Raw genomic sequence first — 13,321 nt, forward strand, 5'->3', positions numbered from 1 at the left:
CGCCTCTTTTGTTTCGTGTATTGCTATATTTTTACTATAACTCTTTTATATAATATAAGGAAGATATTCTGAAATGCCAAAGAGATAGAGGATTTAAAATTGCGAAAACAAACACGCCGCAATCAGACGGTATGTTTGCATCATTGCTGCGGTTTTCTTTCCAGCATCTATGAAAACATTTTTACAGGTGTTTTTCTCTTTCATGGAGAACAAGTTAATAAATACATATTTATAGATGAGGTGAGCACGATGCATATCGTTACAGCCGCAGAAATGTACGAAATCGACCGTGATACAATTGAACAAATCGGCATCAGCGCCGATTCCTTGATGGAAAATGCCGGGCAGGCGCTGTTTCATGTGCTGCGCGAACGCATTCCGCATTCGGCGCTTGTGGCGGTGCTAGCGGGAACAGGCAATAACGGCGGTGACGGATTTGTTGTTGCAAGAATGTTGAAAAGCTGTGGTTATAACGTGGATTTATGGCTTATTCCGCCGAAAGAAAAGATCAAAGGTGCAGCAAAGACAGCGCTAACTACTTATGAGCGTTCGGGATATGACATCAAAGAATATATCGGAAATGAACAATACTTTGCCGAACAGGTTCGTCATTATGATGTAATCATTGATGCGCTTCTTGGGATCGGCATTCAGGGGGCCGTCCGTTCTCCGTACAAAGAGATTATCGAACTTGTCAATCGTTCTAACGCAATCGTCTATGCCGTTGATATTCCGAGTGGAACTCCAGCGGACGGAGGAGAGGTCGAAACTGCCGTTCGCGCTGATGTCACGATTACGATTCAATGTCCAAAACTAGGGGCGTATACGTTCCCTACAGCAGACTATTACGGCGAACTGCTCCTTGTCGATATCGGCATTCCACCGATTGCCGTGAAGCGGAATGCTGCTCCTCGCTTCGTCTGGAAAAAGGACGATGTCATACGGACATTGCCAAAACGAAACCGGTCGTCCCATAAAGGAACGCATGGAAAGTTGTTGGTTGTTGGTGGCTCCCGTCCGATGACAGGTGCGATTACGTTAACGGCCAAAGCGGCGCTGCGAAGCGGTGCGGGATTATTGACAATGGCGGTGCCGGATGACATTTATTCCGTTGTCGCCAATTGCGTTCCGGAAGCGATGTACTATCCGTGCCCGGCGCGAGACGGAGCGTTTTCCGGCGCCGTGGATGTATCGGCGCTCGATATCGACGCGATCGCGATTGGCCCGGGGCTTGGCCGTACGGACGGCATTCGCGACCTTGTTTCCTCCATCGTGCAGCAGGAAGTGCCGATTGTTATCGATGCCGACGCCCTCTTTTTCTGGAACGAGTACGCCGCGCTAATTCGTGAACGAAAAGCGGCAACAGTGGTCACCCCGCATCCCGGGGAAATGGCGCGCATGCTTGATCTGTCTATCAATGAAGTCGAAAGCGATCGGTTTGGCGTTTCAAAACGGCTGGCAACCGAGTACGGCATCTATGTCGTGTTGAAAGGGCCATTTACGATTGTGACAACGCCAGACGGCTCGCAATACGTCAACACAACCGGGAATCCCGCCTTGGCAAAAGGCGGAAGCGGCGATGTGTTGACAGGGATCGTTTCCGCGTTTCTCCTGCAGCATCATTCTGCGCAAGAAGCCATTAGCAACGCCGTCTGGGTTCATGGAAAAGCCGCCGATATGCTTGTAGAACGCGGCCATTCACAATGGGACGTGCTTGCTGGCGATTTGATTGAAGCAATTCCAGCGGTGCTTTCGTATGTGCAGGAAAAACAATAGGGGGATATGGATTGAAAAATTGGAAATGGTGGCTGGACATTGCAATGGTTGGAATCGGCGCTTTTTTGCTTTGGAAAAGCGTGGACCTTGGTGAAGCATACGCCAATCATTGGCTTCGCAAAAGCAGGGGACATGCAGACACGGATACTTATCATATTATCTTATCCGAAGCGATTCGTATGTATCGATGGGCGGGCGCGATTTTATTCGCTATCGGCATATGGTTTCTGCGTAAAGAAGCGATGCGCTAGAGTATAGAAGCGCATCGTTTTTCTTTTTGGGAGTAGTTCAAATCTCCCATACTCGTTTTAGTTCGCGAATTCCAGCTCGGATGTCCGCCTCGCTCATTCCTCCAAAGCCTAGCAAAAGATACGGAGGCGGCGTTCCATTGTTTCCAAACCAATATTTCGCTGCCGAATAGACGAGAATGCCCGCTTGTTCTGCTTTTTGCACAAGTTCGATGGTGTCCTTGCCTTTTATTTTTACAAGAAGATGAAGCCCCGCTTTGTCGCCGATGATCGTTGCTTGATCACCGAAGTATTCGCGAATCGCTTCGATAAGCGCCTGCCGCTTTTTTGCGTAGATGGTGCGCATGCGGCGGACATGGCGTTCAAAATGGCCTTCACGCATAAAGTGAGCGAGCGCTTTTTGGACGACCGTAGCGACGGTCTGATGGTAATTGGAGCAGCGTTCATGAAACCGCTCTAGCAAATGTTCGGCAGCACCATATAACTTGTGCGGATGGCAGGGGTGAACACTTTTGAAAACGTGCCGATATAAACGACGCGGTCTTCTGTATCGAGCGCTTTTAACGCAGGGATCGGTTTGCTTCCGTAGCGGAATTCGCTGTCATAATCGTCTTCGATAATAAATCCGTTTGCTTGCTGCGCCCATTTCAGGAGCTTTTGCCGCTTGCCGATCGGCAGCACCATCCCAAGCGGCAATTGATGCGAAGGAGTGACATAAACGACTTTCGCGTTGGTTGTTTGCAGCTGGTCGATATTCAGACCATCTTCTTCCAGATCGATCGGGATAATGGAAAAATGGTGGTTTTGAAACATGGTGCGAATGACATTATAACAAGGGTTTTCTAAAGCGACCGCATCGTGCCGAAGGTCAAACAGCTGGCATAAGACGCCAATCAGTTGCGGCGTGCCAGAGCCGATAATAATTTGTTCGGCCGAACAGCGAATGCCGCGCGCGTGATACAAGTAGCGTTGGATTTCTTTGCGCAAGCCGATATCTCCTTGGCGGTCGCCATACCATAATAATTCGCTTCGCTCCGCATCGATCGCCGCGAGAAGACATTTTCGCCATGTTTTCATCGGAAAATGGTCAAGGTCAATATGACCGTAGCGAAAATTGTAGCGAATTGGCGTGCTTTTCGGAGCCTCCGGCAGAACATCGATTTGGGAAACCTGCGGTGCGAGAGGTTCTTCTAGTTCTTGCACCATAAATCCTACGCGAGGTTTGCTTTCAATATATCCTTCGGCAAGAAGCTACTGGTAGGCGGTTTCGACGGTATTTTTGCTGATGCCTAGGTGTTGGGAAAGCACGCGAATCGATGGGAGCTTGCTTCCTTTTTGGAGATGGCCGTTTGTGATTTCCTCTTTTATGTACGTATACAGCTGCATGTAAAGCGGTGTGCCGTTTGTTGGATCGAGAATGGGCTGCAATTCCACTGCGTTTTCCTCCTCTGACCCTTCTTTTTTATTTAATTCTGTCCCTGTTCATAAGGTCAGTTTTTTTCTATGATTCCATTATAAACTAGGAAGGGGGAAAATAGATGAGAAGGGATATGTTGGAATGCAAAGATGAACAAAAAATCAACCGGTTTTTGCAGGAAGCGTTGACCGGATTTTTAGGTTTGGCAGACGGTGGTGATCCATATGTCGTACCGCTTAATTTCGTATGGTGGAACGGCTGCATCTACGTGCATGGAGCGGAAGAAGGGAGAAAAATCGATATAATCCGGCGCAATCCGCGCGTTTGTTTTACCGTCAGCGAGCATATCGGGACAATGGTGCATCCCGTTCCAGCAAAAACGAGCACCGCTTATATGAGTGTGATGATATTTGGAACAGCGGAGATCGTTTCTGATCTAAAGGAGGCGACGCAAGCGCTCGACCAGTTGCTTGGCAAATATGTGCCGGGCTATTTTGACCGACCGCTTTCCGAGAAGCATGTATCATCTTATCGCTCATCGGCAGGAAGCGCGACTGTTGTCATCAAAATCGTTCCTGACCTTATTACTGCGAAAGAAAAACCGTTAGAGAAAGAGCGAAAGTTTTATAAAGGACGAACTGTGCGGGATGATATCGGCAGGGTTTTTTGATTACAAATAGATAGAAAATTTCGTTTATTGTTATTATAATGAATATACGTTTCATTTAAAACAAGGGGAAGCATGATAAATAAAATAGTTGCCTTCAGCGGGATATGATCGAACAAGAACGAAGGCGGCAATATACGGTCAGCTAGTCGGCCGCAATGGCGGTGCCGATTTTCAATGTAGTGGCGGGATTCAGTACGCTGGTTCGGGAGCATCGGTTTTCACCGGAAGCGGCCGAAAAGCGAAAGCAGGCCGCCCAGCATTGTTTTTTCAAGGAAGGGATGGCAATGGATTATACGATGTTTCCATTAAGTGAATATGCGGTGACGATTCGTTTTTCAACGAAAGTAGATGAAGCGGTGAATGACTACGTTCATCGTGTCGCTGCTTTTTTGGAACAACAGAACAAAGACGGGATTTTTGATATTGTCCCAACGTTTTCATCGGTGACGGTGTATTACGATCCGCTTGTCGTTGGAAGCTGTGAGGAAGTATGCGAGTGGCTGCGAACAGAGCTTGAGCGGGTTGAACAGGTGAAAGCGCCGCCATCACGAACCGTTGTCATTCCCGTCTGTTACGGTGGAGAGTTTGGTCCGGATTTAGAAGAGGTCGCCCGCTTTCACGGGATGACGGAAGACGAGGTCATTGCCATTCATACGCAAGGGCGTTATCGCGTTTATATGATTGGTTTCGCTCCAGGTTTTGCCTATTTGGGAGGACTGTCGCCTAAAATCGCGACACCGCGCCGCGCCACGCCAAGAACGCTTGTGCCAGCCGGTTCGGTCGGCATTGCCGGCAGCCAGACAGGGATTTATCCGCTGGCGACTCCGGGCGGATGGCAAATTATCGGAAGAACGCCGCTTGCCTTATTCCGGCCGTATGATCCGGAACCAAGCTTGCTTCGTGCGGGAGATATCGTACAATTTCGTCCAATTACCGAAGAACAGTATAGGATGTGGGAGAATGAGCACGATTCAAGTAATACATAGCGGATTTTTCACAACCGTGCAGGACGGAGGACGCTTCGGATATCAAAAAGCCGGTGTATCCGTTGGAGGAGTGATGGATTCATTTGCGAGCCGGATTGCGAATTTGCTTGTCGAAAATGACGCGAATGAGGCGACATTAGAAATTACGATGAACGGCCCGACGCTTCGCTTTGAAACGGATGCGCTCGTTGCAATTTGCGGCGGCGTGTTTCGCTGTGCATTAAACGGCAAACCAATATCGATGTGGAAGCCGCTTGTCATCCGACGCGATGATGTGTTATCGATCGGGGCGTGTCAAGGCGGCTATCGCGCATATATCGCGTTTGCGGGCGGGCTTAACATTCCGATTGTGATGAACAGCCGTTCTACCCATGTACAAGCGCACATCGGCGGTTTTCATGGAAGAGCGCTGCAGCCGGGGGATGTATTGTCCCTGAGATCCAAGACGATAACGATTCCAAAAAATCCTATTCGTTGGGGGATTGCGTTTTCTGCGAGAAATTACATAAAAGGGAAAAGAAAAATGATACGTGTCGTGAAAGGCCCGGAATATAACATGTTTACCGAGCAAAGCCTAGAGCGATTTTTTTCTTCCACGTATGAAGTGACGACGCAATCAGACCGCATGGGCTATCGCTTGCAAGGACAAGCTCTTGAGCGCAAGACGAATCAAGAAATGATTTCGGAAGCGGTCGCGTTTGGAACGGTGCAAGTGCCTGCTTCCGGCCAGCCGATTGTATTGATGGCCGATTGCCAGCCGACAGGTGGATATCCGCGCATCGCTCAAGTAATTAGCGTAGACCTTCCGATTTTGGCGCAGGCGCGTCCAGGCGATCTCATTCAATTTCAAAAAATATCGTGGCAAGAAGCGCAGCGGTTATATATCGAACGGGAGCAGGAAATCAAAAAGTGGAAATTGATCATTCGTCAAAAATGGAGGGAAATCGGCTATGCGCGTTGATTTGAATTGCGATTTTGGCGAAAGCTTTGGAATATATCGCCTCGGCGAGGAAAAAGAGATTTTGAAGTATGTCACATCGGTCAATGTCGCTTGCGGCTTTCATGCCGGCGATCCGCTTGTGATGCGGAAAACGGTGCAGATGGCATTAGAGCAAAAAGTCGCGATCGGCGCGCATCCGGGGTTTCCGGACTTGCTTGGATTTGGCCGGCGCAACATCGCGGTCACTCCAGAGGAAGTGTATGCGTATGTTGTTTATCAAATCGGGGCGCTCGCTGCGTTTGTGAAAGCGGAAGGAGGGACGATGACGCACGTCAAGCCGCACGGCGCGCTTTATAACATGGCGGCGAAAGACGCAGCGCTGGCGGAGGCGATCGCCAAAGCGGTGTACGATGTCGATCCAACCTTAATTCTGTACGGACTTGCTGGAAGCGAGCTGATTCGCGCCGGAAAGAAAATCGGATTGCGGACGGCAAGTGAGGTATTTGCCGATCGAACGTACCAACAAGATGGTTCATTGACACCAAGAAGCGACCCGCGCGCGTTGATTGTCGATGAACAGGAAGCGGTTCTTCAGGTGCTTGCCATGGTGAAAGAAAAACGCGTCCGCTCTTTGCAAGGCATCGATGTTCCGATTGAAGCGGAGACGATTTGCATTCACGGGGACGGTAAGAAAGCGGTGCTGTTTGCCAAACGTTTATATGAAGCTTTGCGAAAAGAAGGGGTGGACATCTGTTCGATAAACTAAAAGGGAAGGAGTCCCCTACTTCAACTAATGTAAGTAGGGAGAGATTAATTTTTCCATAAATTTATGATCAGATACATTGCCACCGCCCATATAATGAGAGCGGAAAGTTGATGGATGCTCGTCATCAGCGTTCCTTTTGTTTCTATAGCTATAATACTATGATAATATTTTTGAAAATTCAAATAGATACATGGAGGGAGGGGAAAACGATGCTTGAATTGCGGCGATATAGCGATTTTTCTCTGTTCAAACGGGATGTGCTGACGTTTCTTGAGCAACATGAAGGGGTTAAATAACAGTTAAAAAAATTTTGATTAACTCTTATCAAAACGTATTGTTTTTAATAAGTTTTTTTATTATCACATGAAAGACGAGATGGTAAAAATGTATGGATCCATCTAAGAAGCTGTTGGTTTTTTAGGAATTTCTATTCCTATGTGAAGAAAGTAGAAAAAGAAGGTAAATAAAACATGCCGAAGAAAATTTTAAAAAAGTGATTTTTGAAGGTGATACCATTGATCTTCAACCGTAAAATGGAAATTATTTTTTCCAAAGAAGATGAAGCTGTTTTAGATGGTCAATCGAAAATTTGCAACTGGCTTTACAATCATCTTTTGGAAATGGTGAAAGAAGATTATAAAAATGGAAATAAAAACGAATATTTAAAAGGAAGAAACTTACGGGATCAAGTTCCAAAATGGAAAAAAATTTATCCTTTTTTAAAAACCGTTCATTCCTCGCCACTGAAAAATACGGCATTACGATTAAAAGATGCCTACTCTAGAGTGTTTAAGCAAAACAATCAACCTCCCAAATTTCGCTCTTGGAAGAAAAAATGGTTTTCTTTGTATTACGATGAACCAAACAAAGGGGTTAAATTTTTAGATTCCAAAACCTTACAAATTACACTAGGGAAAAATAAAGACAATAAACAATTGTATGTCACCGGAACATTGAAAGAAAGTTTGAGCCTTCAAAAAGACGACAAAATCAAAAATTTCCGTTTGTGCAAACAACAGGGGAATCGGTTTTATGCAATTTTTTGCATTGAGCGAAACGATATAAAGCCAAAAGAGAATCAAGAAAAATGGATTTCCATTGATCCGAATCATAAAAACTTTTTTACGGCAGTTGATTTTCGTGGAGAAACGTTTGAATTTGCAAAACTGGCTATGATGAAATATTGGGATCGTCAAATTGATAAAATGAAATCGAAACGAGACAAATGCCAAAGAAAAGAAAAACAAGTAAAAACGCAATACGGAAACACGTATTCCCTTCCATCAAAAAGATGGGAAAGATTGAATCAAGCATTGGATAGAGTTTACCACCGCAGACGAGAACAGATTAAGTCTGCCTTGTATGCGATTGCTAACTGGATGGCGAAACATTACGATGTCGTTGTGATTGGAGATTATTCTCCAAGTTTAGAAACCGCTAAATACGATAACATGCACCGAAGCATGTTAAACCAAGAAGTCATCGGTCGATTTCGACACGTTTTATCTTGGGTGATGAAACGAAGCGGAAAAGAATGCAAAGTCATCCATGAAAAAGATACGACCAAAACTTGTTGTGTTTGTGGCCACAAAGAGAAAAAAGACCCTTCGATCCGGATGTTTACTTGTCCAAATTGTAAAAATGAAATTGGAAGAGATATTAACTCTGCCATGAATATCGCCAAAAAAGCAAACATGTTGCAACCAAATAGCATGATATTGAAGAATCTTTCCCACATCACCCATTTCATGAAATGGAATGTATTCCAATCCAATATCCAATTCGTTTAAAAAAAGTGTATTTGTCTGGCTCGGACCATGTGGAAGGCGCAAGCCGTACCACATGCACTGCTTCCTATGATTTAGGAGCAGAGAAATTAAATTGAAAGGGGGATACCTTTCGAGCCAAATCTGTTCAAAGGATCATATTCAATCATATTTGAACAGGTTTGGTAGAGCGGAAAACAATTTGCCGCTAGGTGTAGATCGGCTGGGTGTATAAGCCGCCGGAAAAACGAAAAAATGGATACGCTTCTGATTGTGTGGCGGCACTGACGCAGCAGCTATTAGATTCGGGATATAAAACCGCTTCCCTTTATACCGATTTAGACAACCCGACTTCGAATAAAATTTATATGGAAATCGGCTATGAGCCGGTGATGGATTCGATGTTGTTGCTGTTTCAAAAGGAGGAAACCCAATGAGCAAAATCCCTTTTGCCGTCATTTTCGATATGGATGGCACGCTGTTTCAAACGGAAACCGTTCTTGTTCCAGCCCTGCATAAGACGTTTGATCGGCTGCGCCGCGAAGGGCTGTGGCAAGGGGACACCCCAGTCAAGGAATATTTGCGGATTCTTGGCGTCCCAGTTTCAGAAGTATGGCGCCAATTGATACCGGAAGCGAGTGAAGCGGTGCGCGACCGAGCAGCCGCATGGTTTTTGGATGATATCATTGATGAAATCGAGCATGGAAACGGGCGGTTATACCCAGACGTGCTCACGACGCTTGCGGCCCTCGCTGATCAAGGAATTCCGCTTTTTGTCGCAAGCAACGGGCGTCAGCGCTATCTCGCCGCGATTCGGACCGCCTTTTTGCTCGAGCGCTATTTTATCGATTTTTACAGCCTCGATCGGTTTTCTCTGATGTCGAAGTCTGCGTTAGTCAAACAGCTGTTGAATGATTACGGGATTGAAAAAGCGGTGATGGTCGGAGACCGGCGTTCCGATATTCAAGCGGCGAAGGATAATGGGATTTGGTCGATTGGATGCCGGTTTGGATTTGCCAACGATGAAGAGCTGCGCGGGGCGGATGTGATTATACATCAGTTTTCAGAGATTGGTTCGGTATGGGTGGAAATGGTGAACAAAGCATAGAAGTTCAAAACGATGTGTTGAACAAAAATATATATGATGAAGGGAAGACTGTCTCGCACTCAAATAGCCAGCTTTTTGATGTCTACCTAGCGCTGGCGTTTGACAAAGAGACAGTCTTTTTTTGTTATCGTTTTCAACAACATTTGTTTATTTTTGCAGAATTTTTAGACAAATATTGTCGTTGTCTGAAAATTCTAACTAAGTATATCATATAAGCGTAGTGAAAATAGTAGTTAATTTAATTTTCATTTAGGAAGGTGATGGAAGATATGATGAATGGAAAGGAGTATTTGGAAAGTTTAAGGGATCATCGGGTTGTTTATTTAAATGGAGAAAAGATTGATGATGTAACAAAACACCCTGCCTATGAAAATGCTGCTCGTTCGATTGCTAGAATGTACGATGCTCTTCATGATGAACAGATGGGAAAAATTTTAACGACCACTACTGAAGAAGGTTATCGAACTCACAAATTTTTCAAAGAGCCTAAAAATGCTCAAGATCTTTTAGAAGCAAGAGATGCGATTGCACAATGGGCCAAGCTGAGCTATGGCTTTATGGGGCGCACTCCTGATTATAAAGCCTCTTTCACAGCGCATTTGAAAGCGTTTGCTGATTATTACGAAGGTTTTGAGGACAACGCGCGAAATTGGTACAAAAAAACGACAAAAGAAATTCCGTTTATTAACCATACGATTATTAATCCGCAAGTCGACCGTTCCAAGCCTCTTCATGAAAATAAAGATGTATTTGTCCGCGCTGTAAAAGAGAGGGATGACGGCATCATTGTAAGCGGTGCCAAAATGGTGGGAACGGCAGCAGCGCTAACTCATTACAACTTCGTTTCCAACTATGGAGCCCAAGATTTAGGAGACGGTGATCAAAGCCATGCACTCATCTTCTTTGTACCGATGAATGCGCCTGGTGTAAAAATGATCAGCCGCCAATCGTATGAACAAATTGCAAAAACGTTAGGTTCTCCATTTGATTATCCGCTTTCCAGCCGTTTTGATGAAAACGATGCAGTAATTGTATTAGACAATGTATTTATTCCTTGGGAAAACGTTCTTGCCTATAAAAATGTAAAAGTGGTAAACGGATTTTTTGTCGAAACGGGATTCGCTAACCGCTTTACATTCCAAGGGTGTACACGTTTTGCCGTCAAGCTTGACTTTATGGTTGGCTTATTAATGAAAGCGACGGAGGCAGCAGGTACGAAACAATTTCGGGGTGTTCAGGCGAACATCGGCGAGGTCGTAGCCTTCCGCAATATGTTCTGGGCGCTTTCTACAGCAATGGCAGCAAATTGTGAAATGAGAAATGATGTCGCGCTTCCGAATCTTCAGTACGGTGCTGCTTACCGGGTGCTCGCTCCGATGGTATGGCCGCGCGTCAAACAAATTTTTGAACAAGTCGTAGCGGGGGGACTCATTCAATTGCCTTCAAGCGCCAACGACTTCTTAAATCCGGAATTGCGTCCGTATTTGGATCGTTATTACCGCGGTTCAGGCATTGGTGCAGAAGAACGGGTGAAATTGATGAAAATGATTTGGGATGCGATCGGAACGGAATTTGGCGGACGCCATGAACTTTATGAAATCAACTATGCGGGCAACCATGAAAACATCCGTCTAGAGACGTTAAAAATTGCCGATGTAACTGGAGATTCCGAACGATTTAAAGCGTTTGTCGATTCCGCTTTGGATGATTATGACCTTCATGGTTGGGTCAATGATACCTGGGTGTCTCCGCAAAAAGAACTTATTCAGAAATAACAGCAAAGGAGGTTGTAAACATGGACGATCGCTTATTTCGTAATGCGATGGGGAAATTTGCAACAGGGGTTACGGTAATTACGACGGAGCTTAATGGGGCTGTCCATGGAATGACAGCAAACGCCTTTATGTCCGTTTCCTTAAATCCGAAACTTGTGTTGGTTTCCATTGGAGAAAAAGCGAAAATGCTGGAAAAAATTCAACAATCGAAAAAATATGCAGTTAACATTTTGTCACAGGATCAAAAAGTGCTTTCGATGAATTTTGCCGGACAGCTGGAAAAACCAGTAGATGTGCAATTCGAAGAGCTGGGGGGACTGCCGGTCATTAAAGATGCTCTTGCACAAATTTCCTGCCAAGTTGTTAACGAAGTTCAAGCAGGCGATCATACCCTTTTCATTGGGGAAGTGACAGATATAAAAATTACAGAGCAAGATCCGCTTCTGTTTTTTAGCGGAAAATATCATCAGCTTGCCCAAAACGAAAAAGTGGAAACGTCGAGCTAAAAAGAGGAGGCATTCTATTGAAAACGATCACCATTGATCATAAAAATGATCTGCATCTTATTGCCTCTTGCCCTGCCGTAGCTGCACTAGGGTTTTTTGACGGCGTTCATCTCGGACATCAAAAAGTTATTCAGACCGCGAAAAAATTGGCGGACAAAAAGGGGTTAAAAACAGCGGTAATTAGCTTTTTTCCGCATCCAAAAGAAATTATCGGCAAAACGGGAGAACGTGTCCATTATTTGCTCCCGCCTGCCGAAAAAGCGAAAAAGTTTTCTCGCTTAGGGGTTGACTACTTTTATTTAATACGATTTACACCTGAATTTGCAAGACTTGAACCGAAAGAATTTGTCTGGAAATATTTAGTTCCTCTGCAAATCAAACATGCAGTAGCTGGATATGACTTTACGTACGGTCGAAAAGGAAAAGGAAGTTTAGACACGATGGAAGAAGACAGCGGATACTCTATCACTGTCACTAAAGTAGAAAATGTGGAACGAAATGATGAAAAAATTAGTTCCACGCTTATTAGAAACAAGATTCAATTAGGATTGATGGAAGAACTTCCTGACTACTTGGGAGAATTTTACGAAACAAAAGGAAAAATGATACGTACAGATGGAAAAGACGAGTTGATTTTGGATCGGTACTATATGATTCCGCCAAAAGGATGCTACGATGTGGCGATTGATAGAGGAAAAGGATGGTTCGATGGACGCGTGCTTGTAACAGAGCAGAAAAAAATCTATTGGCTTGGTCCACCCATCCCTTCTGTATGGAATATTTTTCGAGTGAAAGTGAAATGGATTTCTAGAAACATCCATTTCATCCCAGAAATAGAAGAAAAGCAAACAAAAAATTTAGTATCCGTGCATGGATAGCGATGTTGATATAGAAGGAGGGAGCAACGTTGGCATTCCTGAAGCAAAAAAGCATCAGCAGTGACTTAGCGCAAAAAATGATTGATAAAGCAGTACAAAAGGCTACGGAACTTGGAATTAAAGTGAACATCGCCATTGTGGACCAAGGAGGAAACTTGAAAGCTTTTTGCCGTATGGACGGGGCTCCTCTTTTAAGCATACAAATTGCGCAAAATAAAGCTTATACGGCAGCAGCTTTCGGGATTCCGACCCATCAATGGTATGACATGATCAAAGATGAGCCGAGTTTGCGCCTTGGGATTGTCCATACAGAAAAGCTTGTCATTTTCGGAGGCGGTTACCCGATTTATGACGGAAAAGATTTAGCCGGAGGAATTGGAGTCAGCGGCGGTTCAGAAGAAGAAGACCGGATGTGTTGCGAAGCAGCGTTATCTTTATTGGAAACGGTTTAATGGAAAGCGTTGGTTATTGTGTTCTTTTCATAA

The 13,321-nt window shown here is 44.9% G+C and carries 16 protein-coding genes and 1 pseudogene; 14 read left to right on the top strand and 3 right to left on the bottom strand.

Annotation, left to right across the window (positions count from 1 at the left end; genetic code table 11):
* Positions 1 to 249: 249 nt before the first annotated feature.
* On the top strand, positions 250 to 1,776 hold the full coding sequence (locus tag NXM86_RS07125) for an NAD(P)H-hydrate dehydratase (protein ID WP_498959007.1): 1,527 nt from the start codon (positions 250 to 252) through the stop codon (positions 1,774 to 1,776).
* A gap of 11 nt (positions 1,777 to 1,787) precedes the next feature.
* Positions 1,788 to 2,027, top strand: coding sequence for a hypothetical protein (locus NXM86_RS07130; protein WP_245842411.1), 240 nt, complete (start codon positions 1,788 to 1,790; stop codon positions 2,025 to 2,027).
* A gap of 37 nt (positions 2,028 to 2,064) precedes the next feature.
* Here NXM86_RS07130 and NXM86_RS07135 read toward each other — a convergent pair whose 3' ends face one another.
* From NXM86_RS07135 to NXM86_RS07145, 3 genes are read right to left on the bottom strand one after another with little or no spacing between them, the layout of a single operon-like run.
* Positions 2,065 to 2,487 (bottom strand): hypothetical protein, encoded by a 423-nt coding sequence (locus tag NXM86_RS07135; protein ID WP_498958806.1) that lies wholly within the window; start codon positions 2,485 to 2,487, stop codon positions 2,065 to 2,067.
* Entirely contained in the window at positions 2,481 to 3,230 is a 750-nt protein-coding gene (locus NXM86_RS07140; RefSeq protein ID WP_498958807.1) for an aminotransferase-like domain-containing protein, read from the bottom strand. The genes NXM86_RS07135 and NXM86_RS07140 overlap by 7 nt, the downstream gene beginning before the upstream one ends.
* Positions 3,231 to 3,275: 45 nt before the next feature.
* Positions 3,276 to 3,458, bottom strand: a complete 183-nt coding sequence (locus tag NXM86_RS07145) for a GntR family transcriptional regulator (protein ID WP_498958809.1) — start codon at positions 3,456 to 3,458, stop codon at positions 3,276 to 3,278.
* 104 nt (positions 3,459 to 3,562) lie between these two features.
* Here NXM86_RS07145 and NXM86_RS07150 point away from each other — a divergent pair, with 104 nt between their 5' ends.
* From NXM86_RS07150 to NXM86_RS07205, 12 genes and pseudogenes are all read left to right on the top strand, one after another.
* Positions 3,563 to 4,111: a pyridoxamine 5'-phosphate oxidase family protein gene (locus NXM86_RS07150; protein WP_081188882.1), complete on the top strand. Its 549-nt coding sequence runs from the start codon at positions 3,563 to 3,565 to the stop codon at positions 4,109 to 4,111.
* A gap of 88 nt (positions 4,112 to 4,199) precedes the next feature.
* Complete coding sequence (locus tag NXM86_RS07155) at positions 4,200 to 4,424, top strand: hypothetical protein (protein ID WP_041269687.1); 225 nt, start codon at positions 4,200 to 4,202, stop codon at positions 4,422 to 4,424.
* The gene (pxpB, locus tag NXM86_RS07160) at positions 4,396 to 5,097 is read left to right on the top strand and encodes a 5-oxoprolinase subunit PxpB (RefSeq protein WP_498958810.1); all 702 of its coding nucleotides are present in this window, start codon (positions 4,396 to 4,398) and stop codon (positions 5,095 to 5,097) included. The genes NXM86_RS07155 and pxpB overlap by 29 nt, the downstream gene beginning before the upstream one ends.
* Positions 5,072 to 6,058 carry a 5-oxoprolinase subunit C family protein gene (locus NXM86_RS07165; RefSeq protein WP_498958811.1) on the top strand — a complete coding sequence of 329 codons (987 nt, stop codon included), beginning with the start codon at positions 5,072 to 5,074 and terminating at the stop codon, positions 6,056 to 6,058. The genes pxpB and NXM86_RS07165 overlap by 26 nt, the downstream gene beginning before the upstream one ends.
* Entirely contained in the window at positions 6,048 to 6,803 is a 756-nt protein-coding gene (locus NXM86_RS07170; protein ID WP_498958812.1) for a LamB/YcsF family protein, read from the top strand. The genes NXM86_RS07165 and NXM86_RS07170 overlap by 11 nt, the downstream gene beginning before the upstream one ends.
* A 515-nt stretch (positions 6,804 to 7,318) precedes the next feature.
* Positions 7,319 to 8,593 (top strand): RNA-guided endonuclease InsQ/TnpB family protein, encoded by a 1,275-nt coding sequence (locus tag NXM86_RS07175; RefSeq protein ID WP_498958813.1) that lies wholly within the window; start codon positions 7,319 to 7,321, stop codon positions 8,591 to 8,593.
* 194 nt (positions 8,594 to 8,787) lie between these two features.
* Positions 8,788 to 9,006: pseudogene (locus tag NXM86_RS07180) on the top strand (GNAT family N-acetyltransferase); the annotation flags it as partial.
* A complete protein-coding gene (locus NXM86_RS07185) occupies positions 9,003 to 9,677 on the top strand; it encodes an HAD-IA family hydrolase (protein WP_498958814.1) in 675 nt (224 codons plus the stop codon). The pseudogene NXM86_RS07180 and the gene NXM86_RS07185, both read left to right, overlap by 4 nt.
* 269 nt (positions 9,678 to 9,946) lie before the next feature.
* Positions 9,947 to 11,452, top strand: a complete 1,506-nt coding sequence (locus NXM86_RS07190) for a 4-hydroxyphenylacetate 3-hydroxylase family protein (protein WP_498958815.1) — start codon at positions 9,947 to 9,949, stop codon at positions 11,450 to 11,452.
* A 20-nt stretch (positions 11,453 to 11,472) separates the two neighbouring features.
* Positions 11,473 to 11,958: a flavin reductase family protein gene (locus tag NXM86_RS07195; RefSeq protein ID WP_081188875.1), complete on the top strand. Its 486-nt coding sequence runs from the start codon at positions 11,473 to 11,475 to the stop codon at positions 11,956 to 11,958.
* A 17-nt stretch (positions 11,959 to 11,975) separates the two neighbouring features.
* Positions 11,976 to 12,836 carry an FAD synthetase family protein gene (locus tag NXM86_RS07200; RefSeq protein WP_171699293.1) on the top strand — a complete coding sequence of 287 codons (861 nt, stop codon included), beginning with the start codon at positions 11,976 to 11,978 and terminating at the stop codon, positions 12,834 to 12,836.
* Positions 12,837 to 12,865: 29 nt separating this feature from the next.
* Positions 12,866 to 13,288 carry a GlcG/HbpS family heme-binding protein gene (locus tag NXM86_RS07205; RefSeq protein ID WP_171699294.1) on the top strand — a complete coding sequence of 141 codons (423 nt, stop codon included), beginning with the start codon at positions 12,866 to 12,868 and terminating at the stop codon, positions 13,286 to 13,288.
* Positions 13,289 to 13,321 lie beyond the last annotated feature (33 nt).

The sequence above is a fragment of the Geobacillus sp. CX412 genome, assembly GCF_027942335.1.
GTDB lineage: Bacteria > Bacillota > Bacilli > Bacillales > Anoxybacillaceae > Parageobacillus_B > Parageobacillus_B toebii.

Excerpts from the sequence above, each read along its gene's own strand:
- NXM86_RS07125 (WP_498959007.1), top strand. The coding sequence starts at position 250 with ATGCATATCGTTACAGCCGCAGAAATGTACGAAATCGACCGTGATACA.
- NXM86_RS07140 (WP_498958807.1), bottom strand. The coding sequence starts at position 3,230 with ATGGTGCAAGAACTAGAAGAACCTCTCGCACCGCAGGTTTCCCAAATC.
- NXM86_RS07150 (WP_081188882.1), top strand. The coding sequence starts at position 3,563 with ATGAGAAGGGATATGTTGGAATGCAAAGATGAACAAAAAATCAACCGG.
- pxpB (WP_498958810.1), top strand. The coding sequence starts at position 4,396 with ATGGATTATACGATGTTTCCATTAAGTGAATATGCGGTGACGATTCGT.
- NXM86_RS07165 (WP_498958811.1), top strand. The coding sequence starts at position 5,072 with ATGAGCACGATTCAAGTAATACATAGCGGATTTTTCACAACCGTGCAG.
- NXM86_RS07170 (WP_498958812.1), top strand. The coding sequence starts at position 6,048 with ATGCGCGTTGATTTGAATTGCGATTTTGGCGAAAGCTTTGGAATATAT.
- NXM86_RS07185 (WP_498958814.1), top strand. The coding sequence starts at position 9,003 with ATGAGCAAAATCCCTTTTGCCGTCATTTTCGATATGGATGGCACGCTG.
- NXM86_RS07190 (WP_498958815.1), top strand. The coding sequence starts at position 9,947 with ATGATGAATGGAAAGGAGTATTTGGAAAGTTTAAGGGATCATCGGGTT.
- NXM86_RS07195 (WP_081188875.1), top strand. The coding sequence starts at position 11,473 with ATGGACGATCGCTTATTTCGTAATGCGATGGGGAAATTTGCAACAGGG.